The 23,678-nt window shown below is 49.1% G+C and carries 17 protein-coding genes; 10 read left to right on the forward strand and 7 right to left on the reverse strand.

Translation table 11 applies throughout. The annotated features are described in order from the left end of the window. Window positions 1-39: 39 nt before the first annotated feature. From cydC to ald, 4 genes are all read right to left on the reverse strand, one after another. Window positions 40-1,761 carry a cysteine/glutathione ABC transporter ATP-binding protein/permease CydC gene (gene cydC / locus RN22_RS14035; RefSeq protein WP_046305240.1) on the reverse strand — a complete coding sequence of 574 codons (1,722 nt, stop codon included), beginning with the start codon at window positions 1,759-1,761 and terminating at the stop codon, window positions 40-42. Beyond that, complete coding sequence (gene cydD / locus RN22_RS14040) at window positions 1,754-3,523, reverse strand: cysteine/glutathione ABC transporter permease/ATP-binding protein CydD (protein ID WP_046305242.1); 1,770 nt, start codon at window positions 3,521-3,523, stop codon at window positions 1,754-1,756. Before cydD ends, cydC begins: the two co-directional genes overlap by 8 nt. 135 nt (window positions 3,524-3,658) lie before the next feature. Beyond that, the gene (gene trxB / locus RN22_RS14045; protein ID WP_046305244.1) at window positions 3,659-4,621 is read right to left on the reverse strand and encodes a thioredoxin-disulfide reductase; all 963 of its coding nucleotides are present in this window, start codon (window positions 4,619-4,621) and stop codon (window positions 3,659-3,661) included. Between the two features lie 121 nt (window positions 4,622-4,742). Further along, window positions 4,743-5,858, reverse strand: coding sequence for an alanine dehydrogenase (gene ald, locus RN22_RS14050; protein WP_002539164.1), 1,116 nt, complete (start codon window positions 5,856-5,858; stop codon window positions 4,743-4,745). Between the two features lie 165 nt (window positions 5,859-6,023). On the opposite strand from ald, the gene lrp reads away from it, so the two are divergent. The 6 genes from lrp (at window position 6,024) to RN22_RS14080 (ending at window position 14,859) form a co-directional block, all read left to right on the forward strand. Next, window positions 6,024-6,518, forward strand: coding sequence for a leucine-responsive transcriptional regulator Lrp (gene lrp / locus RN22_RS14055; protein WP_040528471.1), 495 nt, complete (start codon window positions 6,024-6,026; stop codon window positions 6,516-6,518). A 263-nt stretch (window positions 6,519-6,781) separates the two neighbouring features. Then, window positions 6,782-9,583 carry a DNA translocase FtsK gene (locus RN22_RS14060; RefSeq protein ID WP_046305248.1) on the forward strand — a complete coding sequence of 934 codons (2,802 nt, stop codon included), beginning with the start codon at window positions 6,782-6,784 and terminating at the stop codon, window positions 9,581-9,583. Between the two features lie 11 nt (window positions 9,584-9,594). Then, the gene (gene lolA, locus RN22_RS14065) at window positions 9,595-10,191 is read left to right on the forward strand and encodes an outer membrane lipoprotein chaperone LolA (protein WP_002539169.1); all 597 of its coding nucleotides are present in this window, start codon (window positions 9,595-9,597) and stop codon (window positions 10,189-10,191) included. A gap of 15 nt (window positions 10,192-10,206) precedes the next feature. Continuing rightward, window positions 10,207-11,541: a replication-associated recombination protein A gene (locus RN22_RS14070; protein ID WP_046305250.1), complete on the forward strand. Its 1,335-nt coding sequence runs from the start codon at window positions 10,207-10,209 to the stop codon at window positions 11,539-11,541. A 158-nt stretch (window positions 11,542-11,699) separates the two neighbouring features. Then, complete coding sequence (serS, locus tag RN22_RS14075; protein WP_046305252.1) at window positions 11,700-12,986, forward strand: serine--tRNA ligase; 1,287 nt, start codon at window positions 11,700-11,702, stop codon at window positions 12,984-12,986. A gap of 310 nt (window positions 12,987-13,296) precedes the next feature. Further along, window positions 13,297-14,859 carry a PAS domain-containing methyl-accepting chemotaxis protein gene (locus RN22_RS14080; protein WP_046305254.1) on the forward strand — a complete coding sequence of 521 codons (1,563 nt, stop codon included), beginning with the start codon at window positions 13,297-13,299 and terminating at the stop codon, window positions 14,857-14,859. 69 nt (window positions 14,860-14,928) lie between these two features. Here the strand turns inward: RN22_RS14080 and RN22_RS14085 are convergent, their stop codons facing one another. Both RN22_RS14085 and metG read right to left on the reverse strand, forming a co-directional pair. After that, window positions 14,929-15,744: a hypothetical protein gene (locus RN22_RS14085; protein ID WP_046305256.1), complete on the reverse strand. Its 816-nt coding sequence runs from the start codon at window positions 15,742-15,744 to the stop codon at window positions 14,929-14,931. Between the two features lie 226 nt (window positions 15,745-15,970). Next, complete coding sequence (metG, locus tag RN22_RS14090; protein WP_046305258.1) at window positions 15,971-18,007, reverse strand: methionine--tRNA ligase; 2,037 nt, start codon at window positions 18,005-18,007, stop codon at window positions 15,971-15,973. A 206-nt stretch (window positions 18,008-18,213) separates the two neighbouring features. Here metG and apbC point away from each other — a divergent pair, with 206 nt between their 5' ends. The 4 genes from apbC (at window position 18,214) to RN22_RS14110 (ending at window position 23,031) form a co-directional block, all read left to right on the forward strand. Further along, window positions 18,214-19,308 (forward strand): iron-sulfur cluster carrier protein ApbC, encoded by a 1,095-nt coding sequence (apbC, locus tag RN22_RS14095; protein ID WP_046305261.1) that lies wholly within the window; start codon window positions 18,214-18,216, stop codon window positions 19,306-19,308. Between the two features lie 186 nt (window positions 19,309-19,494). Beyond that, the gene (udk, locus tag RN22_RS14100) at window positions 19,495-20,136 is read left to right on the forward strand and encodes a uridine kinase (protein ID WP_002539180.1); all 642 of its coding nucleotides are present in this window, start codon (window positions 19,495-19,497) and stop codon (window positions 20,134-20,136) included. An 83-nt stretch (window positions 20,137-20,219) separates the two neighbouring features. Further along, the gene (dcd, locus tag RN22_RS14105) at window positions 20,220-20,807 is read left to right on the forward strand and encodes a dCTP deaminase (RefSeq protein ID WP_046305263.1); all 588 of its coding nucleotides are present in this window, start codon (window positions 20,220-20,222) and stop codon (window positions 20,805-20,807) included. Window positions 20,808-20,889: 82 nt separating this feature from the next. Next, the gene (locus tag RN22_RS14110; RefSeq protein WP_046305269.1) at window positions 20,890-23,031 is read left to right on the forward strand and encodes an AsmA family protein; all 2,142 of its coding nucleotides are present in this window, start codon (window positions 20,890-20,892) and stop codon (window positions 23,029-23,031) included. Window positions 23,032-23,110: 79 nt separating this feature from the next. On the opposite strand, the gene RN22_RS14115 is transcribed toward RN22_RS14110, so the two are convergent. Continuing rightward, a complete protein-coding gene (locus RN22_RS14115; RefSeq protein ID WP_046305265.1) occupies window positions 23,111-23,554 on the reverse strand; it encodes a CBS domain-containing protein in 444 nt (147 codons plus the stop codon). Between the last annotated feature and the right edge of the window lie 124 nt (window positions 23,555-23,678).

Below are 23,678 nucleotides of genomic sequence, written 5' to 3' on the forward strand. Positions count from 1 at the left end.
GTTAAAAAAGGGAGCAATGCTCCCTTTAGTTTAAACGTCTTACTGAATTCGTTGAAGCAGTTGGCTGTATCGACCGCCTGCTTCTTTCAGGGTTTGGTGAGAGCCCTGTTCGATAATTCGCCCTTCATCCATTAAACACACCTTGTCCATTTCGGTCAGTCCCACCAGACGGTGTGTAATAAACAAAACGGTTTTGTCTTTGGCATGGTTGAGCAGCAAAGACAGAATTTGTCGCTCTGTTTTCACATCCAAACCTTCCGTAGGCTCATCCAGCAGCAGGATAGGGGCGTCTCGCAGCAAGGCTCTTGCAATGCCAAGGCGACGCCTCTCACCACCGGATAGCTGGCGTCCGCCATCTCCCAGCCAAGTGTCTAAGCCCGGACCTTCCAGCAAAGCAGATAGACCCACTTGTTGGATTACGGATGTTAGCTCTTCATCCGAGGCGTTGGGCTTCGCCATGGAGAGGTTATGACGCACTGCGCCATTGAATACGTCAACGCGCTGGCTGACGACAGCAATTGAGCTTCTTAGAGCAGACTCACGCCAGGTATCCAAAGCGACACCATCAATACAGATGCTGCCTGATGATGGATCCCACGCGCGGGTGATCAACTGTAGCAGGGTGGATTTTCCGCAACCGGTACGGCCCAATAGTGCTACCTTTTCGCCGGCTTTCACGGACAGTGAAATACCATTCACCGCGGGTTGCTCGGCTCCGTGGTAAGAGAAGGTCACATCACTGAAAGTGATATCTCCTTTGGCTGTGTTGTTGTGGCCCATGGGATCAAACGGCGTTTCCGGCTCTGCCTCTATGATTTCGTTTAGACGCTTCGCTGATGTCATTGTCTGGCTCAGGTACTGGAATGCTCCGGCTACAGGCATCATCAATTCGAAGCTTGCCATTGTGGCAAATGCAACCATTGCGACATAAGGATTAGGCAGTTCGCCACCAATGCCATCAGCGGCCAACCAAAGCATAAACACCAGTGTCAGGCCATTGGCTGCCAGCAATACACCATTTGCCAAGCCTGTAATTCGCGCCATCTGTCTTTGTGATGACAAAAGACGTTGCTCTGCTTCTACTGCCGCGTCGCGATAACGATCAGCGGCGCCGAAGATTTGCAGTTCGGCATGACCCTGTAGCCAGTCGAGCAAAGAAATACGCAGTTGCGACTTGGATTGAGTGATTTCAATGCCATGTGACCTACCAAGGTGGTAGAACACCACAGGCAGCACCAACATCATCGACAGCAAGATGGCACCAAGCGTGAGACCGATAACTGGATCAAACCAATACAGGAAACCACTAATACTCAAAATGCCCAGCACTCCGACAATTAGCGGGCTGACCAGACGAAGATAAACATGGTCCATCGCATCCACATCCGCCACCAGACGATTAAGGATATCGGCGTCGCGTAGGTTTCCGACTTTACCTGGGATAAGTGGCGTCAGTTTCTCAAAGAAGAAGATGCGAAGGTCTGCCAGCAGCTTGAAGGTGGCATTGTGACTGACAACGCGCTCGCCCCAACGGCCAGCCGTTCTTGCGATAGAAAAACCGCGCACGCCTGCAGCTGGCAGCATGTAGTTGAAGTTTGCTGTTGCCAGCAGGCCTGCAACTGCAGACGCTGCGATGAACCAACCTGACAGGGTCAGCAAACCAATTGCAGCAGCCAGTGTCGCGAAAGACAGCAACATGCCAAGCGACAAGCCGAACCAGTGCTTTTTGTAGAGTTTCAGGAAAGGAATCAAATCACGCATCGAGATCGCTCCTGTCGACAGCCTGGATCATCTCGGCGAAGACCCCTTCATGTTTCAGTTGTTCAAAGGTGCCTTGTTGCACCAGTTTACCCAGCTGCATCACTAAAATGTTGTCACAACCGCCTAGTTGGTCGATGCGGTGACTCACCAACAAAGAGGTGGTGTCTTTGGTGGCATGGTCGAGGCTTTCCATGACTAAACGTTCGCTGGAAGCATCCAGGCTTGCTGTTGGTTCATCAAGCACCCAGAAGCGTCCTTCCTGAAGTAATGCTCTGGCAACCGCGATACGTTGCGCCTGACCGACGGACAACCCAGATGCACGATCACCGACTGAGTGTTCCAGACCCTTCTCGAGTCGCTGGATAAACTCGTCAGCATAAGCTGCTTTAGTTACACGTTGTATTTGCTCATCAGTTGCCATAGGAGCTGCAAGGCAAACATTGTCTTTCACTGAACCATGGAACAACTGCGGATTTTGGCCTACCCAGCTCACCTGCTTGCGCCAGTAAGCCAAATCGGCGTTCTTCAGTTCCAGACCGTTGATAGACAGGCTGCCACGATAAGGCAAAAATCCAAGGATTGCGTTAATCAGACTGGTTTTACCTGCGCCACTTTGGCCAACAAGCGCGACCTTTTGACCTTCCTGAATTTCAAAGCTGATAGGGCCGGCGAGAACAGCACAATCAGGGCTAAGAACTTCGAGATCGGTAGCCTTGATACAGATCGCTTCATCAGACACTTTCGCACTGCCTGATGCTTGATGTTCCGGTGTGGAGTCGAGGAAGTTAACGATGGATTCCGCAGCACCAATCGCCTGTGCTTTCGCGTGATAGAAAGTACCTAGATCACGCAGTGGTTGGTAAAACTCAGGTGCCAGTACAAGAACAAAAATACCAATGAAGAGGGTAATACCCATACCGTAATGGCCGAAGTTTAGTTCCCCAATGTAACTGAAACCGAAATACACCGCAGTGACCGCAATAGATAGCGCGGTGAAAAACTCCAGCACGGCGGACGAGAGGAATGCCAGTCGCAGCACTTCCATGGTGCGTTTGCGGAAGTCTTCTGAAGCGACGCGAAGGTGATTGCTTTCGGCTTCTGCCTGATCGAACAGGCGAATGGTAGAAAGGCCACGTAGGCGATCGTAGAAGTGACCGGAAAGTCGCTGTAGTGCTTTAAAATTGCGTCGATTGGCATCAGCTGCACCCATTCCCACCAAAGCCATGAAAAATGGTACGAGTGGTGCAGTCACCAGAAATATCAGACCCGCCGCCCAGTTCAAGGGGAATACGGCAATCAGAATGATAAAGGGAATCAGAACAGCAATGGCCATTTGTGGCAGGTAGCGGGCAAAAAAGTCCTGCATTTCCTCTACCTGTTCGAGTATCAAGCTTGCCCATGTGCCTGCTGGTCTGCCCTGAATCGTGGCAGGACCCAGTTCATGGAGCTTATCGAGGATCAGTTTGCGGATATGAAGACGCACGGATTCGCCTGCTCGGTAGCCGGCTTGCTCTTTACCCCAACTGCAGAGGGCACGAATACAGACAACGATACCGAGTGCGACAAAAGAGAGCCAAAGTTCGGATTTGTCGGCTTTCTCAATGATTAAGTCGTGGAGAATATTGGCGAGCAAAGCTGCTTGGGCAACAAGGAAAAGACCGGACAAGAACGCCAGTCCAATGGCTGCCATCAGCCAGGTTTTTCCAAGCTTGCTTTGCCCTTTGAGCCACTGGGCGAGCGAACGCTGTTTCTTTTTATCCATAGTACTTCGTTGGTATTTTTATGTGACCGATACGATTAAACCTAAAGGAGAGATCTCCGCGGTTTACATCGGTCTTTGGAAGGCTGAAATGGCAAAATGATAGGCCCGCATAATAACGGGCCTAACAGAAGTGGATTACTGGGTTTTAGCTTGTGCGTCTAGGAAACGCTCAGCGTCCAGTGCAGCCATACAGCCAGTACCGGCAGAAGTGATTGCCTGACGGTAGATGTGGTCCATTACGTCACCGGCTGCGAACACACCTTCTACGTTGGTTTGTGTCGCGTTGCCTTCAAGGCCTGATTGCACTTTGATGTAGCCGTTATGCATTTCAAGCTGGCCTTCGAAAATACCTGTATTAGGCTTGTGGCCGATAGCAACGAAGAGACCCATCACATCCAGCTCTTCAGTATTGTCAGACTGCGTGTCTTTAATACGAACGCCAGTCACACCCATGTCGTCGCCCAGTACTTCATCCAGAACACGGTCAGTGTGCAGAACGATGTTACCGTTTTCGACTTTATCCATCAGGCGGTTAACCAGAATTTTCTCCGCACGGAAGCTGTCACGACGGTGGATAAGGTGAACTTCTGAAGCGATGTTAGACAGGTAAAGTGCTTCTTCAACAGCCGTGTTACCACCACCAATGACTGCGACTTTTTGGTTGCGGTAGAAGAAGCCGTCACAGGTCGCACAAGCTGATACGCCGCGCCCTTTGAAGTTTTCCTCTGATTCCATGCCCAAGTACTGAGCAGATGCACCCGTTGCAATGATCAGTGCATCACAGGTGTATTCGCCATTGTCGCCTTTCAGGCGGAAAGGGCGCTGGGTCAGATCCGTTTCGTTGATGTGATCGAAGAGGATTTCAGTCTCAAACTTCTCAGCGTGCTCTTTCATGCGCTCCATCAGTGCTGGGCCAGTTAGACCTTCAGCGTCACCCGGCCAGTTCTCAACCTCTGTCGTGGTCGTTAGCTGACCGCCCTGTTGCAGACCAGTTACCATCACTGGGTTCAGGTTAGCGCGCGCCGCGTAAACTGCAGCGGTGTAACCAGCAGGGCCAGAACCTAAGATAAGAAGGCTTGCATGCTTTACGTTGCTCATTATTTCTCCGGGTGGATTTAGTGTTATGCAATGGAACCGATTGTAGGGAAATTGTAGAGCTAAAGAAAGGGCACCATGCGGTGCCCTTTATCGAAAAATGTTATCTGTTATTACCCTTGAGTTAGGCCAGTGTTGCCTTTGCGTCGACGTATTCCAGATCAAATGCTTCCGCCACTTCACGGATGGTGACTTTGCCGTCGATGACATTCAGGCCATTCAGCAGGTTCTGATCAGAAAGCAGCGCGTCGCGATAACCCAAGTTTGCCAGCTTCACTATGTACGGAAGGGTGGCATTGTTCAGTGCAAATGTGGAAGTACGGGCTACTGCGCCGGGCATGTTTGCAACACAGTAGTGAACCACGTCGTCGACAATATACGTTGGGTCGGCATGTGTTGTTGCTTTCGAGGTTTCGAAACAGCCACCTTGGTCGATAGCAACATCGACGACTGCTGCGCCTGGTTTCATTCGTTTGATGTGGTCAGCATTTACCAATTTTGGTGCTGCTGCACCAGGGATAAGCACTGCTCCGATGACCAAATCTGCGGCGAGAACGTGTTTTTCAAGAATTTCTTCTGTTGAATATAAAACTTTTGCGCGTCCCTGAAACTCTTCGTCCAAAGCACGAAGTGTGTCGATGTTGCGGTCTAAAATTGTGACATCTGCCCGCATTCCAACAGCCATTCGAGCTGCATTTGAGCCGACCACGCCGCCGCCTAACACCACGATTTTAGCGGGTTCAACGCCTGGAACACCGCCTAGCAGCATACCGGCGCCGCCGCGCGATTTTTCCAACGCCTGAGCACCTGCCTGAATAGACATTCGTCCTGCGACCTCTGACATCGGCGCCAAAAGTGGCAATCTACCCTTAGAATCTGTTACGGTTTCATAGGCTATACAGACAGCTTTGCTCTTGATAAGGTCTTGTGTCTGTGGAAAATCTGGTGCAAGGTGCAAATAGGTAAACAATATTTGCCCTTCGCGTAGCATGGCACGTTCAACTGCCTGTGGCTCTTTAACTTTGACAATCATTTCAGCAGCTGCGAAGACATCTTCTGCAGTTGGAAGAATAGAAGCACCAGCCTTGATGTAGTCATCATCGCTAAAGCCGATACCCGCACCCGCCTGGGACTGGACGTGAACAGTGTGGCCATGGGATATCAGCTCGCGAACGCTGGCAGGGACCATACCGACACGGTACTCGTGGTTTTTGATTTCTTTAGGTACACCAATGATCATCCTGAAACCTCGCTTCTTTGTAGAGTTATTGGCTGTTGTTTTGTAGTATTGTTGTATTTAGAGCTAGTATAGTTCGCCAAAAGCCGGATTTGATGCTAAATATATAAAATATGTTAGAAAAAATGGCATTTAACATTGCAAGGAAGTAAAAAGGTGGAATAAAAAATGGTTGAAGCCAAAAAGAAACCCTCCAAGGAATTGGATCGTATTGACAGAAATATTCTTAATGAACTTCAGAAGGATGGACGTGTTTCTAACGTCGAACTTTCTAAGCGAGTAGGACTGTCGCCAACCCCATGTCTTGAGCGTGTTCGTCGTCTTGAACGACAAGGGTATATCTCTGGGTATACCGCGTTATTGAACCCTCAATTTCTCGATGCGTCGCTTCTGGTATTTGTAGAAATTACCCTGAACCGTGGTGCTCCTGATGTGTTCGAACAGTTTAACAAGGCCGTTCAACAACTCGAAGATATTCAGGAATGTCATCTTGTTTCCGGTGATTTTGACTATCTGTTGAAAACGCGCGTATCGGATATGTCTGCATACCGTAAGCTGTTGGGTGAAACCCTGCTGCGCCTTCCAGGTGTTAATGACACCCGAACCTACGTGGTAATGGAAGAAGTGAAACAGACCAATCATCTGGTGATCAAAACGCGTTAACATGCTCACAGCCCTCGGACAAACAGGGCTGAGATTAGTGTTATATTCTACAAACCGAGTAGCTTGCTGCTCGGTTTGTTTTTTTGTTTGGTGTACACTTTTGCAAAAGCATGGGTATTAACCCAGTATTTGCCCGTTATTGAAGCGTTTTTCGTCAAATGGGCATAGGCAATCATAATGAATAATAAAGCCGCTCTAATCAGCCTTAGTGCTGATGGGGTACGAAACGATTTCAGGGCTTAAAGTTAGAAAGATAGGTGATAATGGAGTTCTTCTTGCGTCAGGAGCAGAAACAGACAGACACCTCACGTCGATTAAACGGAAAACAACGTTTGAAAGAGAGCGCACTGATTATCGCGCTGCTGTCTGCTGTCTTCATCCTCGTATCTCTGCTCAGTTACGATTCATCCGACCCATCCTGGTCCCAAACTGCTTGGGATGGCCCAGTACAAAATGCTGCTGGCAACGCAGGTGCCTGGGTGGCTGATACCCTGTTTTTTACATTGGGTACCTTGGCTTATCCGCTTCCTTTTCTTTTGCTTCTCGGTGGCTGGGTTTTCTTCCGCCGCCGGGGCGAATCTGAGCCTTTAAATTACACTATCTTAGCGACCCGAATCCTTGGTGTTGTTCTATTGCTATTAACCAGTTGCGGGTTGGCTGACCTGAACTTTGATGACTTCTGGTTCTTTTCATCCGGTGGTGTCGTCGGCGATGTACTCACAGAGCTTTCAATGCCCTTGTTCAACCTCTTGGGTACCACACTGGTCTTTATGTTCGTCTGGGCTGCTGGCTTTACGCTGTTTACGGGTATTTCTTGGCTGACGATTGTAGATACTCTTGGTGAGAAAACGCTGTCGGGCATCACTTGGATGGTGAACCGGGCCCGTGGTGACAAACCACAAATGATTGGCTCAACCGTTGACACCTCTGAGCTAACAGATGACATCGATGAATCGGATCCACTGTTCGCCAAGCCGGTTGCAAAAACGCGTGAGTTGGCAGATGTCTCTTTGCTCAACAAAGCACAGCGTGTTGATGACGATGAAAAAGATACGCCAGTTTCCGTTCCGCCAGTGATCCATGCTGCAATCGCTGCCGCTGCTGAGCGCAAAGAGCCGATGATGACGTTAGAGCCAGAGTTGGATGAGCCAGTTATCTCGCCGGAGCCAAAACCCGTCTTTAACAGCGCCAATCAAGAGACGGAAGTTGATGATGACATCAACGCTCTAGATGAACCCGAATTGGATCGGGCCAACCCAGTCGCGATTGAAGAACCTGTTTCAGAAACGGTTTCAGAAGAAACATCAGCAGATACCAATGATGTCCCTTGGGATGACGATGTGAACTTTGGCTCAACAGAGTCTGTCGTGATTGAAGAGACACGAGAAGACATTGTTATTGGTAACACTGATGGGTTGTCAGAACTTGACCGCGCGCAGGCAGAATCGGTGATTCCTGACGAAGAAGATCCTTTCCTCGAAACCATTCGTGAAGCGCAGAAAAATGCTGCTGGTGCAGTGCATCCGTTCCTTGTCAAAGATGAACCGAACCTGCCGAAGCCGAAAGAACCGCTGCCAACCATTGATCTTCTTGACCCTCCGCGCAACACAGCAACCCGCGCATCGGATGAAGAGCTGCAGTATCAGGCCCGCTTGATTGAAACACGCCTTGAAGAATACAAAATCAAAGTCACTGTGAAGGGAATTTTCCCTGGTCCGGTTATCACGCGCTTTGAACTTGAGTTGGCACCGGGTGTGAAAGTCAGCCGTATCATGAGCCTTTCAAAAGACATTGCCCGTTCGCTTTCAACCAGCGCTGTTCGTGTTGTTGATGTGATCCCAGGTAAGCCATATATCGGCCTTGAATTGCCGAATACCAGCCGTGAAACCGTGTTCATGTCTGAAGTGGTAGCGAGTGAACGCTTCCAGTCTTCGAAATCACCGCTTTCAGTGGTTTTGGGTAAAGATATCGCCGGTGAAGCGATTGTGACGGACCTTGCCAAAGCGCCACACATGCTGGTGGCAGGTACAACAGGCTCCGGTAAATCTGTCGGTGTGAACGTGATGATCGTCAGTATGCTCTACAAAGCTGGGCCAGAAGATGTTCGCTTCATCATGATTGACCCGAAAATGTTGGAACTTTCCGTCTACGAAGGTATCCCACATTTGTTGACCGAAGTGGTCACTGACATGAAAGACGCCGCCAATGCGCTTCGCTGGAGCGTGGCGGAGATGGAACGTCGTTACAAACTCATGTCTGCATTGGGTGTTCGAAATATTGCTGGCTACAACGACAAAATCCGCGAAGCGGCAGAAGCCGACCACCCGATCCCTGACCCGCTATGGAAGCCGGGCGACAGCATGGATGAAACTGCACCTGTGTTGGAGAAACTGCCTTACATCGTAGTGATCGTCGACGAATTTGCAGATCTGATGATGGTGGTTGGTAAGAAGGTAGAAGAGCTGATTGCACGTCTTGCCCAGAAAGCACGTGCTGCGGGTATTCACCTTGTGCTGGCTACTCAGCGCCCATCTGTCGACGTGATTACGGGTTTAATCAAAGCAAACATTCCGACGCGCATGGCGTTTACGGTATCAACCAAAACAGACTCGCGAACCATTCTGGATCAGGGTGGGGCGGAATCCCTGCTGGGTATGGGTGACATGCTGTTTATGCCAAATGGTTCAAACCATCCGGCGCGCGTGCATGGCGCCTTCGTTAACGATGATGAAGTTCACCGCGTGGTCAGCAACTGGAAGGCGCGTGGCAAGCCGCAGTACATTTCAGAAATTACCAGCGGTGATCAGGGCAGCGATGGTTTGTTGCCGGGTGAAGCTCCAGAAGGCGGGGACGGCGAAGAACTGGATCAACTGTTTGACCAAGTGGTTGAGTTTGTGACCGAATCTCGTCGCGCGTCAGTCTCAGGAGTACAGCGCCGCTTTAAAATCGGTTATAACCGTGCCGCGCGAATTGTTGAACAGTTGGAAGCGCAGGGCATTGTCAGCCCGCCAGGCCATAACTCGAATCGTGAGGTGTTGGCACCGCCACCACCGCCAAGAGATTGATTGGAATAAGAATGAAAAAAATGTTGTTCTCTTTGCTGCTGGTAGCACCTGCAGTGTTTGCAAATCCGCAGCAAGAGCTGAATTCTCGCTTGTCAAAGCTCAACAGCTTCACTGCGAATTTTGAACAGACAGTTACCAGCCCGGAAGGGGATGTGATCAGTGAAGGCGAAGGCAGTCTCGCTATGAAGCGCCCAAACCTGTTCAATTGGGAAACGGTGACACCGGATGAAAATTATCTGATTTCAGATGGTGAAACATTGTGGTACTACAGCCCTTTCATTGAACAAGTCACTGCTATGCGGTTGGACGATGCCACTTCACAGACGCCTTTTGTCTTGCTGACCCGCAATAACCCGAGTGACTGGGCAAACTACGACGTGGAGCAGGATGGCGATACTTTCACTTTGTCTCCAAAAGAAGCCTCAAATTTGGGTGAGTTTGTTGTTAGTGTGAAACCTGATGGCAAAATTACCGAATTTGCCGTGGTGGAGCAGGACGGACAGCAAAGTCGCTTTGCACTGGATGACGTAAAGAATGTCACTCCGAAAGCGTCACTGTTCAGCTTTACTGTTCCGGAAGGTGTTGAGCTGGATGACCAGCGACAGTAATCAGAGAAAGCTAATTTGAGTAACCTCAGTCTGGATTTTGCGGACGACTTTCGCCCCTTGGCCGCGCGTATGCGGCCAACTAACCTCGCCGAATACATAGGCCAAAAACATCTCCTCGATGAAGGCAAACCTCTGCGCCGTGCTCTCGAAAGCGGCCAGCTGCATTCAATGATCCTTTGGGGGCCGCCTGGTACAGGTAAAACCACGCTGGCAGAAGTCGCCGCAGGTTATGCCAACGCAGAAATTGAACGGGTATCTGCAGTCACATCCGGTGTAAAAGACATTCGCCTTGCGATAGATAAAGCCAAAGAAAACCAATTGGTCGGCAGACGAACGATTCTGTTTGTTGACGAGGTGCATCGCTTCAACAAAAGCCAGCAGGATGCCTTTCTGCCGCATATTGAAGATGGCACCATCACCTTTATTGGTGCAACGACCGAAAACCCGTCATTCGAGCTGAACAACGCACTGCTCTCAAGAGCACGAGTTTACAAGCTCAAATCTCTTGATACTGACGATGTGTTGGAAGTGATCGATCAGGCACTGTCTGACAACGAGCGTGGACTGGGTGGTGAAAAACTGGAATTCGCTGAGGGTGTGAAAGCGCAATTGGCTGATTTTACCTCTGGTGATGCTCGAATGACGCTGAACTATCTGGAACTGTTGTCTGACATGGCAGAACCAGACGCCAGCGGTAAGAAGCTGATCACCTTGCCTTTGCTCGCCGAAGTAGCCGGAGAGAAGATTGCACGCTTTGATAACAAGGGTGATCTTTGGTACGACCTAATTTCCGCCTTTCACAAGTCGGTCCGTGGTTCTGATCCAGATGCTGCCTTGTATTGGTACGCCAGAATCGTCACCGCTGGTGGTGACCCGCTCTATGTTGCCCGTCGATTGTTAGCAATTGCTTCAGAAGATATTGGGAACGCTGACCCACGTGCAATGGAAATTGCGATTAATGCCTGGGACTGTTTTACCCGTGTGGGGCCTGCCGAAGGCGAACGTGCCATTGCGCAGGCAACGGTTTACATGGCATGTGCAGCAAAAAGTAATTCAGTTTATGTCGCATGGAAAGCGGCATTACGTGATGCCAAAATGCACCCTGATTATGAAGTGCCAAACCACCTTCGCAATGCGCCAACAACTCTGATGAAAGAAATGGGGTATGGCGATGGGTATCGATATGCCCATGATGAGCCAAATGCGTATGCCGCAGGTGAGAGCTATTTCCCTGAAGAAATGAAAGGCACACGCTACTACCAGCCAGTGAATCGGGGAATGGAAATCAAAATTGCAGAAAAGCTGGCGTTTCTTGAGCAGTTGAATGCAAATAGCCCTCGAAAACGCTAGGAAATAAAGGTCAATTTGGGTATTGTTTTACCCAATAAATGTGGTGATTAAAGTCACCCATCTCAGGAAGAAAAATCCTTTCAATTTGACGTTGCCATAATAGTGCGTGGCAGCGTCAACTTCTTTTAAGGCACTGTTTAACGATTCACAGGATTAACATGCTGGATTCAAAACTACTTCGTACCGAGCTGGACGCAACAGCTGAAAAACTGGCACGTCGTGGCTTCAAGCTTGACGTTGACACTCTCCGCAATCTGGAAGAAAAGCGCAAATCGCTGCAAGTACGCACCGAGGAGCTGCAAGCTGAGCGTAATGCACGATCCAAGTCCATTGGTCAGGCGAAGGCGAAAGGTGAAGATATCCAGCCACTGCTGGCAGCGGTAGAAAACCTGGGCGACGAGCTGAACAAAGCGAAAGCGGAACTGGCTGAGCTTCAGGACCAACTGAATGACATCACTATGGGTGTGCCAAACATCGCTGATGATGCAGTGCCAGTAGGTAAAGATGAATCTGAAAACGTAGAAATCTCTGTTTGGGGTGAGCCGAAAACTTACGATTTTGAAGTGAAAGACCACGTTGATCTGGGCGAGCTGACTGGCGGTCTGGATTTTGCGAGCGCAGTGAAACTGTCTGGCTCACGTTTCATCGTAATGAAAGGCCAAATGGCGCGCCTGCACCGTGCAATTGCCCAGTTCATGCTGGATCTTCACACCACTGAGCACGGTTACACCGAAATGTACGTGCCATATTTGGTCAACGCTGACAGCCTGTTTGGTACTGGCCAGCTGCCTAAATTCGGTGAAGACCTGTTCCACACTCAACCTGCGACCGAAGAAGGCGTGGGCATGTCTCTGATCCCAACCGCTGAAGTGCCGCTGACCAACATGGTTCGTGACACCATCGTGGAAGAAGCCGATCTGCCAATCCGTATGACAGCGCACACACCGTGTTTCCGTTCAGAAGCAGGCTCATACGGTCGCGATACCCGTGGCCTTATCCGTATGCACCAGTTCGATAAAGTCGAGTTGGTACAAATCGTGAAGCCAGAAGACTCAATGGCGGCGCTGGAAGAACTGACTGGTCACGCTGAGAAAGTTCTGCAACTGCTGAATCTGCCTTACCGTAAGGTGATTCTGTGTACCGGTGACATGGGCTTCGGCTCTGCGAAGACGTACGATCTGGAAGTGTGGGTACCGGCTCAAGGTACTTACCGTGAAATTTCATCTTGTTCAAACATGGGTGATTTCCAGGCACGTCGTATGCAGGCGCGCTTCCGCCGTAAGGCTGAGAAGAAGCCAGAATTGCTACACACACTTAACGGCTCAGGACTGGCGGTTGGTCGCACCATGGTAGCAATCCTTGAAAACTACCAGTTGGAAGATGGTCGCATTGAAGTGCCAGAAGTACTTCGTCCTTACATGGGTGGCCTGACTCACATCGGTTAATACAATCGAAATCTTAAAAAAACCGGCCTCCACGGCCGGTTTTTTATTGAAAACAGAAAATTACTCTTTTTTCATTGCCTAATTTTTAATGCATTAAGTTTGAAAGCGTACACTTAATGAGCAACATATTAATACACCTTAATTGATGAAACTATTTTCATATTTTCGAGAAACAATCATGTAAATCAGAAAGTTAATAAAGTATTAATTAAATTGTGGTTATTTGTTTGCAACCTTATCATTTCCTTCCTGTTTATTCGTCTACTATTACTTATTAGAAATCGTCGCAACTAATAAAGGGTAGTGTCGTATGCGAGTCAACAATCCCGTAACGGATAAAGAAATAAAATTCCCAGCTGACTACAATTTGCTCTCGACAACCGATCCGCGCGGTATCGTTAAGTACGCGAGTAAGGATTTTTGCGAGGTGGCGGGCTACACGCTTGATGAAATTGTGGGGCAGCCTCATAACCTGGTTCGTCACCCGAGTATGCCACCGGCAGCATTCCAGAATATGTGGGACTTTATCAAAGCCGGTAACAACTGGATGGGCTTGGTAAAGAACCGCACTAAAGACGGCGATTACTACTGGGTAAATGCGTTCGCTTCTCCTATCAAACAAAACGGTCAGATTGTTGAATTTCAGTCTGTTCGAACCACGCCAGACCGCAAAGCGGTAGAGCGTGCTGAAAAAGTGTATCCACAGTTGCTGGCTGGAAAAACACCATCAGCGCTCAAAATGCCGCGTACTCGCATGTGGCAACGAGCAGCAATGTGGTTTGTTCCGGGGGCGATATTAGCGGGTGCTGCTGGTTTCTTTGCCGGGTTTGCTGCAGCCATCGCAGTGCAATTTGTTTTCTCGATACTGGCAATGTTTATGCTGACGCGCCGCTTAGAAAACGTGACCAAACTGGCGAAAGAAGCCTATGACAACCCATTGATGGAGTATCTCTACAATGGTGCGATTGATGATGTGTCTGAAATTGAGTTGGCACTGAAAATGCGCGCTGCCGAAATAAACGCGGTTGTTGGTCGAATACTCGATGGTAGCGATCAAGTGTTGAATGCAGCAGCCAATGCTAAGACAAATGGTGAAAGAACCGCCAGTAATCTTGAAAATCAAAATGCTGAAACCGAACAGATTGCTGCGGCAATTAATGAAATGTCGGCGACAGCAAACGATATGTCAGGCAACACACAGAGCGCCTCCGACGCTGCGACGGAAGCTCAGGATGCTACCCTTACCGGTATGGAAACGGTGGGTCAAACAGTTGATGCCATTCAGAACCTCGCCAAGCAGCTTAGCGACGCTTCAAGCGTAATATCCGAGCTGGAAGAACACGGCAAGCGCATTGGCTCTGTGTCTGACGTTATTCAAGGTATTGCCGAGCAAACCAATTTGCTGGCACTTAACGCCGCTATTGAGGCAGCGCGAGCCGGTGAACAAGGCCGAGGCTTCGCGGTGGTTGCAGACGAAGTTCGCGCACTTGCACAACGCACACAAGAGTCGACTTCTGAAATCCAAGACGTCATTTCATTGATTCAGAACGGTACGCAACAAGCGGTTGATGCCATGGAACGAGGCACAACCTTATCAGGTGAGTGTGTGACCAGCGCTGAGAAAGCGGGTGATGCGCTTCGTCGTTCGCAGGAGTTGGTGTCTGATATCAACGATCGTAACCATCAGGTGGCGACTGCGGTTGAAGAGCAGGCGGCGGTATCTAATGAGATGAACGGTAATATTCAGTCTGTTTCTGAGCTCTCACATCAGTCTCTGAATATTGCGAAAGAGACAGTTCAGGAAGCTCAAGGATTGGTTGAAGCCTTGTCTGCCCAGAAACAACTTGTGGGTCAGTTCCGACGAGTCGGCTAGTAAAACCAGATACAAAAAAGGTCAGCCACTGGGCTGACCTTTTTTATGTGTTTATTTTCTGAAGGGCACTCATCCTGTTTTTAAAGGAAGCGCTTTGATGTCTTCTGAAGCTGCAGTGACTGTCTCGTTTTCTGCAGTACGAACAATCAATTCGCGGTCAAAAAGGTGCAGTAAGATGACGCTTAAATCCTGACTGATTTTAATCAGAGAAGATGCTGGAATTTCTTCTTCCGTTGAGCGAATAACGGAATCAAAGCGATTATCTACGCGATCAAAAGCCAAAGTCGCATCTCCGCTCGACATCAATGAAAGTTGATGCATCCGCTTTTGTAAGATTCGGCTTTGCAAGTTCACGGACTGCCACGCGGCTGTTTTACCTTCCATCAACCGCATCACGGCTTGTTCGTAACGAAGCTGCGCTTCTTTAGTATCAATCCAGGTTTGCCAGAACGCTTGATATTCTTCATAGGTTGCATCGAGTGTTCCTTCCGCCAGATAAGAGCGTGTCACTTCATCGATGATGTAAATGAGGTGGTCTGAAGCTCTATGGTGTATCGCGTACCAGCCAGCTTTAGATTGATTCGGAAGTGACGACAACACCTGTTCCATCCGAGACTTCAATACACGGAACAAAGGGCGTTGAGGGTTGTTACACTCAACCAGCAATTTATCGCAGTACTCCGCAATCTCTTTGCGAGCTTTGCTGGCCTGAGGTGACTGAGGGCAGCGGATGTAGCGGGTGTTGTGGTCATGCAGCATCCAAAGCAATGAACGAAGATCGCTGATTTGCGAACGGTAGTGGTCGCGTCGGGATTTCTGTGAGCTCGACAGACCTTTCGTCATGCGAACTAGCCAGTTTGGAGTGATGATCGATAACAGTGCCATAACTTGTTCCTCTTTCCTGAGTGCCTGAACAAGTAGTGCAGTGTGTATGCCAATTTATAATACATTTAAAAACAATGGGTTATGTTTTTATGCCGAATTTTCTGACCAGCAATGGCGCAGAATCTAACCAACTTGGTGCAAAAGTGTGATGAGGGTCGACAAAATATTCCCTTAGATGCACAAAAAAAAGGAGCCATCTGGCTCCTTTTCGAATTCTGCGTCGTGATTACATCACACGCATACCTGCTTGTGCCCCTTCGTGAGGTTCAAGCAGCCACAGATCTTTGCCACCTGGGCCAGCGGCCAGAATCATGCCTTCTGACATACCGAACTTCATCTTACGCGGTTTCAGGTTAGCGACCACTACTGTGTATTTGCCAACCAGATCTTCAGGATTGTATGCGGACTTGATACCAGAGAACACCTGACGGGTCTCACCGCCGATATCCAGCTGGAACTTCAGCAGTTTGTCAGCTTTTGGCACTGATTCACAAGAAATGATCTTTGCGATACGCAGGTCCACTTTCGCAAAGTCACCGAACTCGATTTCATCTGCAATAGGCTCTTCTTCCAAAGGACCTTTGGCTTTTTCAGCCACCGCTTTCTCTGCTGCTGCATCTTCTTTAGATGCTTCAACCATCTCTTCAACTTTCTTCGGATCGATGCGGCTGAAGAGTGCTTTGAACGCTTCAACTTTATGAGCAGTCAGCGGCGTTGCAATACCATCCCAGCTCAGGGTTTCGTTCAGGAATGCTTCTGAACGCTCTGCCAGTTCTGGCATCACTGGCTTCAGGTAAGTCATCAGTACACGGAACAGGTTGATACCCATAGTACAGATTGCTTGAAGCTCAGCGTCTTTGCCTTCTTCTTTGGCGACGACCCAAGGTGCTTTCTCGTCAACGTATTGGTTTGCTTTGTCAGCCAGCGCCATGATTTCACGGATAGCACGGCTGAACTCGCGGTTTTCAAACAGTTCGCCAATGCGGCTAGCTGCAGAAGTGAACTCTTCATAAAGTGCTGGTTCTGCACATTCAGCAGACAGCATGCCGTCGAAGCGTTTCGCGATGAAGCCTGCGTTACGAGATGCAAGGTTAACCACTTTGTTTACGATGTCAGAGTTAACACGCTGAACGAAGTCTTCCAGATTCAGATCAAGATCGTCGATGCGGTTGTTCAGTTTGGCTGCGTAGTAGTAGCGCAGACACTCTGGATCCAGGTGTTTCAGGTAAGTGCTAGCCTTAATGAAGGTACCTTTCGACTTCGACATCTTCGCGCCATTAACGGTCACATAGCCGTGAACGAACACGTTGTTTGGCTTGCGGAAGCCCGCGCCTTCCAGCATGGCTGGCCAGAACAGGCTGTGGAAGTAAACGATGTCTTTACCAATGAAGTGGTAAAGTTCAGCGTCGCTGTCTTTGTTCCAGTATTCGTCGAAATCGACATTGCCATTCTTATTACAGAAGTTCTTAAATGAACCCATGTATCCGATTGGCGCGTCCAGCCATACGTAGAAGTATTTGCCTGGCTCACCCGGGATTTCAAAACCGAAGTAAGGCGCGTCACGAGAAATGTCCCACTGCTGCAGGCCAGACTCGAACCACTCGTTCATTTTGTTCGCCATTTCTTCCTGCAACGCACCAGATTTGGTCCATGCTTTCAGCATGTCTTCGAACTGTGGCAGGTCAAAGAAGAAGTGAACAGAATCTTTCAGTACTGGGGTTGCGCCACTCACTGCTGATTTAGGGTTAATCAATTCAGTTGGGCTGTAGGTTTCACCACAGTTATCGCAGTTGTCACCATACTGATCTTCAGACTTACATTTCGGGCAAGTGCCTTTAACGAAACGGTCTGGAAGGAACATTTCTTTCTCAGGGTCAAACAGCTGAGAAATCGTACGGCTATTGATATAGCCCTTGTTCTTCAGTTGGGTGTAGATGTAAGACGCCAGCTCACGGTTTTCTTCACTGTGCGTGCTGTGGTAGTTGTCAAAGCTGATGTCAAAGCCCGCGAAGTCTGCTTCGTGTTCTTTCTGCATTTCAGCGATCATGGCTTCAGGCTCGATACCCAATTGCTGAGCTTTCAGCATGATTGGCGTACCGTGTGCGTCGTCTGCACAGATAAAGTTTACAGTGTTGCCACGCAGGCGCTGATAACGCACCCACACGTCTGCCTGAATATGCTCGAGCATATGACCCAAATGGATAGAGCCATTCGCGTAAGGCAGGGCACAGGTAACCAGAATTTTACGTTGGTTTGCAGCCATAATTTAGATAGTTCGCTTTTGACAATTGAATCGAATGAATGGCGCAAATCTTACCTGATCAGGCCCAGAAAACATAGTTTGAAGCGCTTGAGAGACAGAGAAAATGGTCATTAGCGACAGTATCGAATAACCCTTCTGCCTAAAGGGTGTGAAATCGTAAAAAATTCATTAGGCTAGAAGAATCATTACTGAAGAGTGCATGTCCTATGTTTTTCGGCCGCAATAAGAATTCACAACCTGACTTAGATACCGTGAAAACGTTCCTTAATCAATTTACCCATGCTTCGCTTGTTGAAGGTTGGGCTGATAAACAAGGCATGGTGACCCAAGCAAAAAGCGGTGAGTTAAAAGTCTCGTTCCCCTTTGCCGCATCTTCTTTGATCCAAGCGTTAAGGGACTGGATTGAAACGCAGAAAACAGCGGGTGAGGATGTTCCTGCGCTAGTCATCGAGCAGAAAGTTGCACCACTCAAAGCGGGCGAAAAACCGCTGATTAAAGGGGTGAAGAATGTCATTGTCGTGAGTTCTGCAAAAGGCGGCGTAGGTAAATCGACAACATCAGTGAACCTTGCGCTAGCCCTCCGCGCTCAAGGAGCCAAAGTCGGTATCCTTGATGCAGACATCTATGGTCCGTCCTTGCCAATCATGCTGGGTACCAAAGGAAAACAGCCGACGACATTGGACGGAAAAACCATGGAGCCAGTTGAAGCGCATGGCCTTTTCAGTAATTCCATTGGCTATTTAGTACCGGATGAGAATGCCATGGTGTGGCGTGGCCCAATGGCATCAAAAGCCTTTGCACAACTCGTTAACGAAACACATTGGCCGGATGTGGATTATCTGGTGGTGGATATGCCACCGGGCACCGGTGATATCCAGTTGAGTCTGGCGCAGCAATTTCCCGTCACGGCAGCCGTCGTAGTCACCACGCCTCAGGATCTTGCTTTAGCGGATGCTATCAAAGGTGTAGCCATGTTTGAGAAGGTCGCGGTTCCGGTCCTCGGAGTGGTAGAGAACATGAGCTACCATATCTGCAGTCAATGTGGTCACCATGAGCCGATCTTTGGTCAAGGCGGCGCGGTGAAAATGGCCAGTGACTATGGCTTGTCGCTGTTAGCTCAAGTTCCCCTTCACATTAGTATTCGAGAGGATATTGACGCTGGCGCACCTACTGTCGCCAGCAAGCCAGAAAGTGAACATGCCGACGTTTATCTCGCACTGGCAGAGAAAGTCGCGAGTCAGCTGTTCTGGCATGGAGAGCGTGTGGCAGATCAAATATCCATCACCACAGTGAGTGAATAGCAAGTACATTACTGACAAGTTTCATATTGAGAGCGAGAATTGGTGCGCAATTCGTGTGCACAGTGATGAAACAATATGCATCTTGCTTTTATTTGAGATCTTAATCACACATTTAGATGGCGTGAGGGAGTTCAACTCCCTATAATCAGGCGGTTTATTTATCGCCAACTCTCCGGGTATTCATTTATGAGTGACAACAACCAATGTGTCATTATCGGTATTGCAGGCGCATCTGCATCCGGTAAAAGTCTGATCGCTAGTACTATTTATCAAGAACTAAAAGAAAAAGTTGGCGATCATCAGATCGGTGTTATCACGGAAGACCGCTATTATCGCGACCAAGGTCACCTCAGCATGGAAGAGCGTGTCAAAACCAACTACGACCATCCTCAAGCCTTGGACCATGATCTGCTGTGCAAGCATCTTCAAGACCTGATGGAAGGCAAAGCGGTTGAAGTCCCACAATACAGTTACGCTGAACACACACGCATGGAAGAAACCACCACATTGACGCCTAAGAAGGTGATCATTCTGGAAGGTATTCTTCTGCTGACTGACCCACGTCTTCGTGACCTGATGCATGCGAGCATCTTTATGGATACCCCACTGGACATCTGTCTGCTTCGCCGTGTGAAACGTGATGTGGCTGAGCGTGGCCGCACCATGGAATCAGTACTTCAGCAGTATCAGCAAACAGTTCGTCCTATGTTCATGCAATTTATCGAGCCATCAAAACAATATGCGGACATCATCGTTCCGCGCGGTGGTAAGAACCGAATAGCGATTGATGTGCTCAAAGCACACATCGCCAAATTGCTGAAAGCATAAAAGAAAAGCCGGTTTAGACCGGCTTTTTTTATACCTGAAGTTGGTTAAAAATAAACAAAGGCCATTATTCGAAGGACCGTGCGATGAGATTGAGTGACAGACACATCAAAGAATATCTCGATGATAGCAAGATCGTCATTGAACCTAGACCTTCTGACGATGCTATCTCTGGTGTCACAGCAGATGTGACCTTGGACAACAAGTTTCGTGTCTTTAGTGAGCATGGCGCGCCGTTTATTGATTTATCCGGTCCAAGGGAAGAAGTCTCAGCACAGCTTGAAAAGGTGATGAGCGATGAAATCGAAATCGCGGAAGGCGAGGCATTCTTTCTTCATCCGGGGCAATTAGCACTGGCGGTGACCCATGAAGTCGTGACTTTGCCAGACGATATCGTTGGCTGGTTGGACGGACGCTCTTCCCTTGCGAGGCTTGGGTTGATGGTGCATGTCACTGCCCATCGCATAGACCCGGGTTGGCAAGGCAAAATTGTGCTGGAGTTCTACAACAGCGGACGACTGCCTCTGGCACTTCGACCTGGTATGCCAATTGGTGCGCTAAGCTTTGAAACCATGACCAGCCCAGCGGAGCGCCCTTATCATAAACGGCAGAATGCTAAGTATAAAAATCAACAGGGTGCGGTGGCATCACGGATTGATGAGGACCAGAAATGACTGAAATTGCTGAACTTAGAGCAGAAATTTTTGTCCATTTTGGTTAACCTCAACCGCATCTCAAAAGGAAATGTGCATCATCATGAAAAAGCTTCTCTACATTCTACTCGGACTGGTGCTGTTGGTGGTCGTGGCCATTGGTGCCATCGTTGCATTCATCAACCCCAATGACTTCAAACCGCTGATCACTGACGAAGTGAAAAAAGCGACAGGACGTGAGCTGGTTATCGATGGCGATATCAGTTGGCGTTTCTGGCCTAGCTTGGGCCTGTCCGTTGAGCAACTAGCGTTCAAAAACCCCGAGGGCTTTGCCGAGCCTGACATGCTGAAACTGAAAAAAGCGGAGATGTCAGTTGCGGTCATGCCGCTATTGTCAGATACGTTGGATATCGGCCTTGTCAGCTTGCATGGCACTCACGTATTCATTCAGACCCTGCCAAATGGGGTGACCAACCTCGATGGTCTGAGCGGTGAGCAAAGCGCAGAGAAAGCCCCGCCAGAGGGCAATACTCAGCCGGCCTCTGAGTCTGCATCCGCTGGTGAACCAGCAAAAGCGTGGACGATTTCTATCGGCGGTTTGGAGTTGCTGGATGCCAGCGCCACCGTGCGGGATGACAAAACGCATACCAGCAGTGAAATCAGCTCACTGAACCTGACTATCGGCAAACTTGAAACCGGTATTTGGGTGCCAATCGAATTTGATGTGGTGGGCAAACAGAACGCTTTGGCTTTCTCCGCCAAGGGTGACGCTGAAGCTATGATCGACAAAGAGATCATGAAATCTCAGCTTCGCACTCTCACACTGGAAGCCAGCGCCAATGATGCGGCGACAAAACTGGAAAGCTTCACGCTGAAAGCAGATCGCCTCGGCCTTGCGATTCCTATGGTGTTTGATTTTGCGGCCAAGGGTAATGCCAGCGACATGTCGTTTGACGCCCAAGGTAAAACCACAGTGCAAGTCGACGAAGCGATTTCTCTGATCACCGCAAAAGCGCTGGAACTGAATACGACAGTAGCAGGCAAGTCATTGCCTCGTCCTGAAATGAAAATCAGTATGGGCGGTGACGTGGCCTTCGATAACAAGGCGCAGAAACTGTCTCTGGAAAATCTGAAAGCGGCAGTCGACGAACTGAATTTTGATGGTAAAGCGTCAGTTGCACTGGCAGATATTCCAGCCATTCGATTTGACGTTCACAGCCCGAAAATCAACCTGGATACTTTTCCTGGAGGCAAAGCGGCCGCAGCAGAAGATAAGCCAGCAGCATCGGGTGGCTCGCAAGGCGGCTCTGCTGAAAAGCCAGCGGAGAAGAAACCGCTTAGTGATGTTGAACCTGACCTCTCTGCTCTGAAAGGGTTGGATATCGCAGGTAAAATCGTTATTGATGACTTCGTTGCGAGCAACGTGGAAGTGACTGATGTGATTGCTAACTTTGCCGTTAACCGTGGCAAGGTTGATGTCAAACAGTTCGATGCCAAGTTATACGGTGGGACAATCAAGGTAGAAGGCAAGCTCGATGCGACCACTTCTCCTGCCCGTTATCAGGTGAAAAAAGACATCAAGAACGTCAATGTGCTCCCACTTCTTCAGGCGGCAGCAAATCAGGATATGTTGGCGGGTAAAGGCAGCATTGACGCAAACGTCAGTGGTGTTGGCCTGTCTGAAAAGCGCTTGCGTACAGGCATTACCGGCACGGTAGCGATTAACTTTGCAGACGGTGCCATCAACGGTATCAACATACCTGAAATGATCCGTGAAGCGAAAGCAACGCTGAAAGGCCAGCGTGCAGAGTATGTGGAAGAAACCCGTAAGACAGACTTCAGCGCACTGACGGCGACTTTCAACCTCGGCAAAGGTATCGCTTCTACCCGTAATATGAAGATGGAAGCGCCAGCGCTGCGCGTTCGTAGCGAAGGCCAAACCAATCTGGTGAAAGAAGACCTCGACTTTGAAGTGTTTGTCTCTGTGGTAGGCACCAGTAAAGGTCAGGGTGGCAAAGATATCGATGAGCTCAAAGATGTCACGATTCCTGTGAAGATTGGCGGTACGTGGACAGCGCCTAGCTATAACCTCGATGTAAAAGCATTGCTGACCTCTAACAAAGTGCTGGAAGAAAAAGCGCGCAAAGAAGCGGAGCGCGGTTTGAAAAAGCTGTTGGGTGATAAAGCAGAGGACGACAAAGTGAAGGATGCGGCCAATAAGCTACTTCAAGGTTTGTTCAACTAACGCTGACGCTATATTGATAAAGCTCATGAATGAAGAAAGCCGCGTAATGCGGCTTTCTTTTTGTAAAGGTAAACGGCCCCTAAGCACGAAGCTTTTTCTGACTCTTCTCGCGCTGAAGCATATCTTGCAAAGCGCCGAGCAAATCGACGGCAGACAAAATACCGACCAGTGTTTCTGTTTTGTCCAGAACTGGCAGGGCACCGACGTTGTGATCGAGTAGTTTCTGGTTCGCTTTGGAAAGGGTTTCGTAGGTGTGACAGGAAATCACATCTGTCACCATGACATCACCCACATTGAGGTCATCTGAAAGCAGATAAGGGTGTTCGATGTCAGGTGCTTCATCGGCCCAGTTGGGGCGACGAAGTTGTCGGTCACTGATGATCCCCACCAATTCGTCGTTTTCTACGACAGGAAGGTGGCGAATGTCTTTGTCCCTCATGAGGAAATACGCTTCACGCACTCCCATGTCGGGGCTGATGGTCACCAGTTTACGTGTCATGTAATCGGAAACTTTTCCTGGCATCGTGTAGACCTCTCCTCATTGTTTGGATTGACTCCTTTAAACCTACAAAAAGTAAGGACGTAATGTTGGGAGGCATCGCCCAGAAATCCAGTAGGAACAACAATGAGCACGGCGTCAGTCAACT

Source organism: Grimontia sp. AD028 (assembly GCF_000973155.1).
GTDB classification, from domain to species: domain Bacteria; phylum Pseudomonadota; class Gammaproteobacteria; order Enterobacterales; family Vibrionaceae; genus Enterovibrio; species Enterovibrio indicus.

Excerpts from the sequence above, each read along its gene's own strand:
- cydC (WP_046305240.1), bottom strand. The coding sequence starts at position 1,761 with ATGCGTGATTTGATTCCTTTCCTGAAACTCTACAAAAAGCACTGGTTC.
- RN22_RS14115 (WP_046305265.1), bottom strand. The coding sequence starts at position 23,554 with ATGCCAGGAAAAGTTTCCGATTACATGACACGTAAACTGGTGACCATC.
- RN22_RS14085 (WP_046305256.1), bottom strand. The coding sequence starts at position 15,744 with ATGGCACTGTTATCGATCATCACTCCAAACTGGCTAGTTCGCATGACG.
- metG (WP_046305258.1), bottom strand. The coding sequence starts at position 18,007 with ATGGCTGCAAACCAACGTAAAATTCTGGTTACCTGTGCCCTGCCTTAC.
- RN22_RS14110 (WP_046305269.1), top strand. The coding sequence starts at position 20,890 with ATGAAAAAGCTTCTCTACATTCTACTCGGACTGGTGCTGTTGGTGGTC.
- RN22_RS14080 (WP_046305254.1), top strand. The coding sequence starts at position 13,297 with ATGCGAGTCAACAATCCCGTAACGGATAAAGAAATAAAATTCCCAGCT.
- cydD (WP_046305242.1), bottom strand. The coding sequence starts at position 3,523 with ATGGATAAAAAGAAACAGCGTTCGCTCGCCCAGTGGCTCAAAGGGCAA.
- dcd (WP_046305263.1), top strand. The coding sequence starts at position 20,220 with ATGAGATTGAGTGACAGACACATCAAAGAATATCTCGATGATAGCAAG.
- ald (WP_002539164.1), bottom strand. The coding sequence starts at position 5,858 with ATGATCATTGGTGTACCTAAAGAAATCAAAAACCACGAGTACCGTGTC.
- udk (WP_002539180.1), top strand. The coding sequence starts at position 19,495 with ATGAGTGACAACAACCAATGTGTCATTATCGGTATTGCAGGCGCATCT.
- lolA (WP_002539169.1), top strand. The coding sequence starts at position 9,595 with ATGAAAAAAATGTTGTTCTCTTTGCTGCTGGTAGCACCTGCAGTGTTT.
- serS (WP_046305252.1), top strand. The coding sequence starts at position 11,700 with ATGCTGGATTCAAAACTACTTCGTACCGAGCTGGACGCAACAGCTGAA.
- trxB (WP_046305244.1), bottom strand. The coding sequence starts at position 4,621 with ATGAGCAACGTAAAGCATGCAAGCCTTCTTATCTTAGGTTCTGGCCCT.
- RN22_RS14060 (WP_046305248.1), top strand. The coding sequence starts at position 6,782 with ATGGAGTTCTTCTTGCGTCAGGAGCAGAAACAGACAGACACCTCACGT.
- apbC (WP_046305261.1), top strand. The coding sequence starts at position 18,214 with ATGTTTTTCGGCCGCAATAAGAATTCACAACCTGACTTAGATACCGTG.
- lrp (WP_040528471.1), top strand. The coding sequence starts at position 6,024 with ATGGTTGAAGCCAAAAAGAAACCCTCCAAGGAATTGGATCGTATTGAC.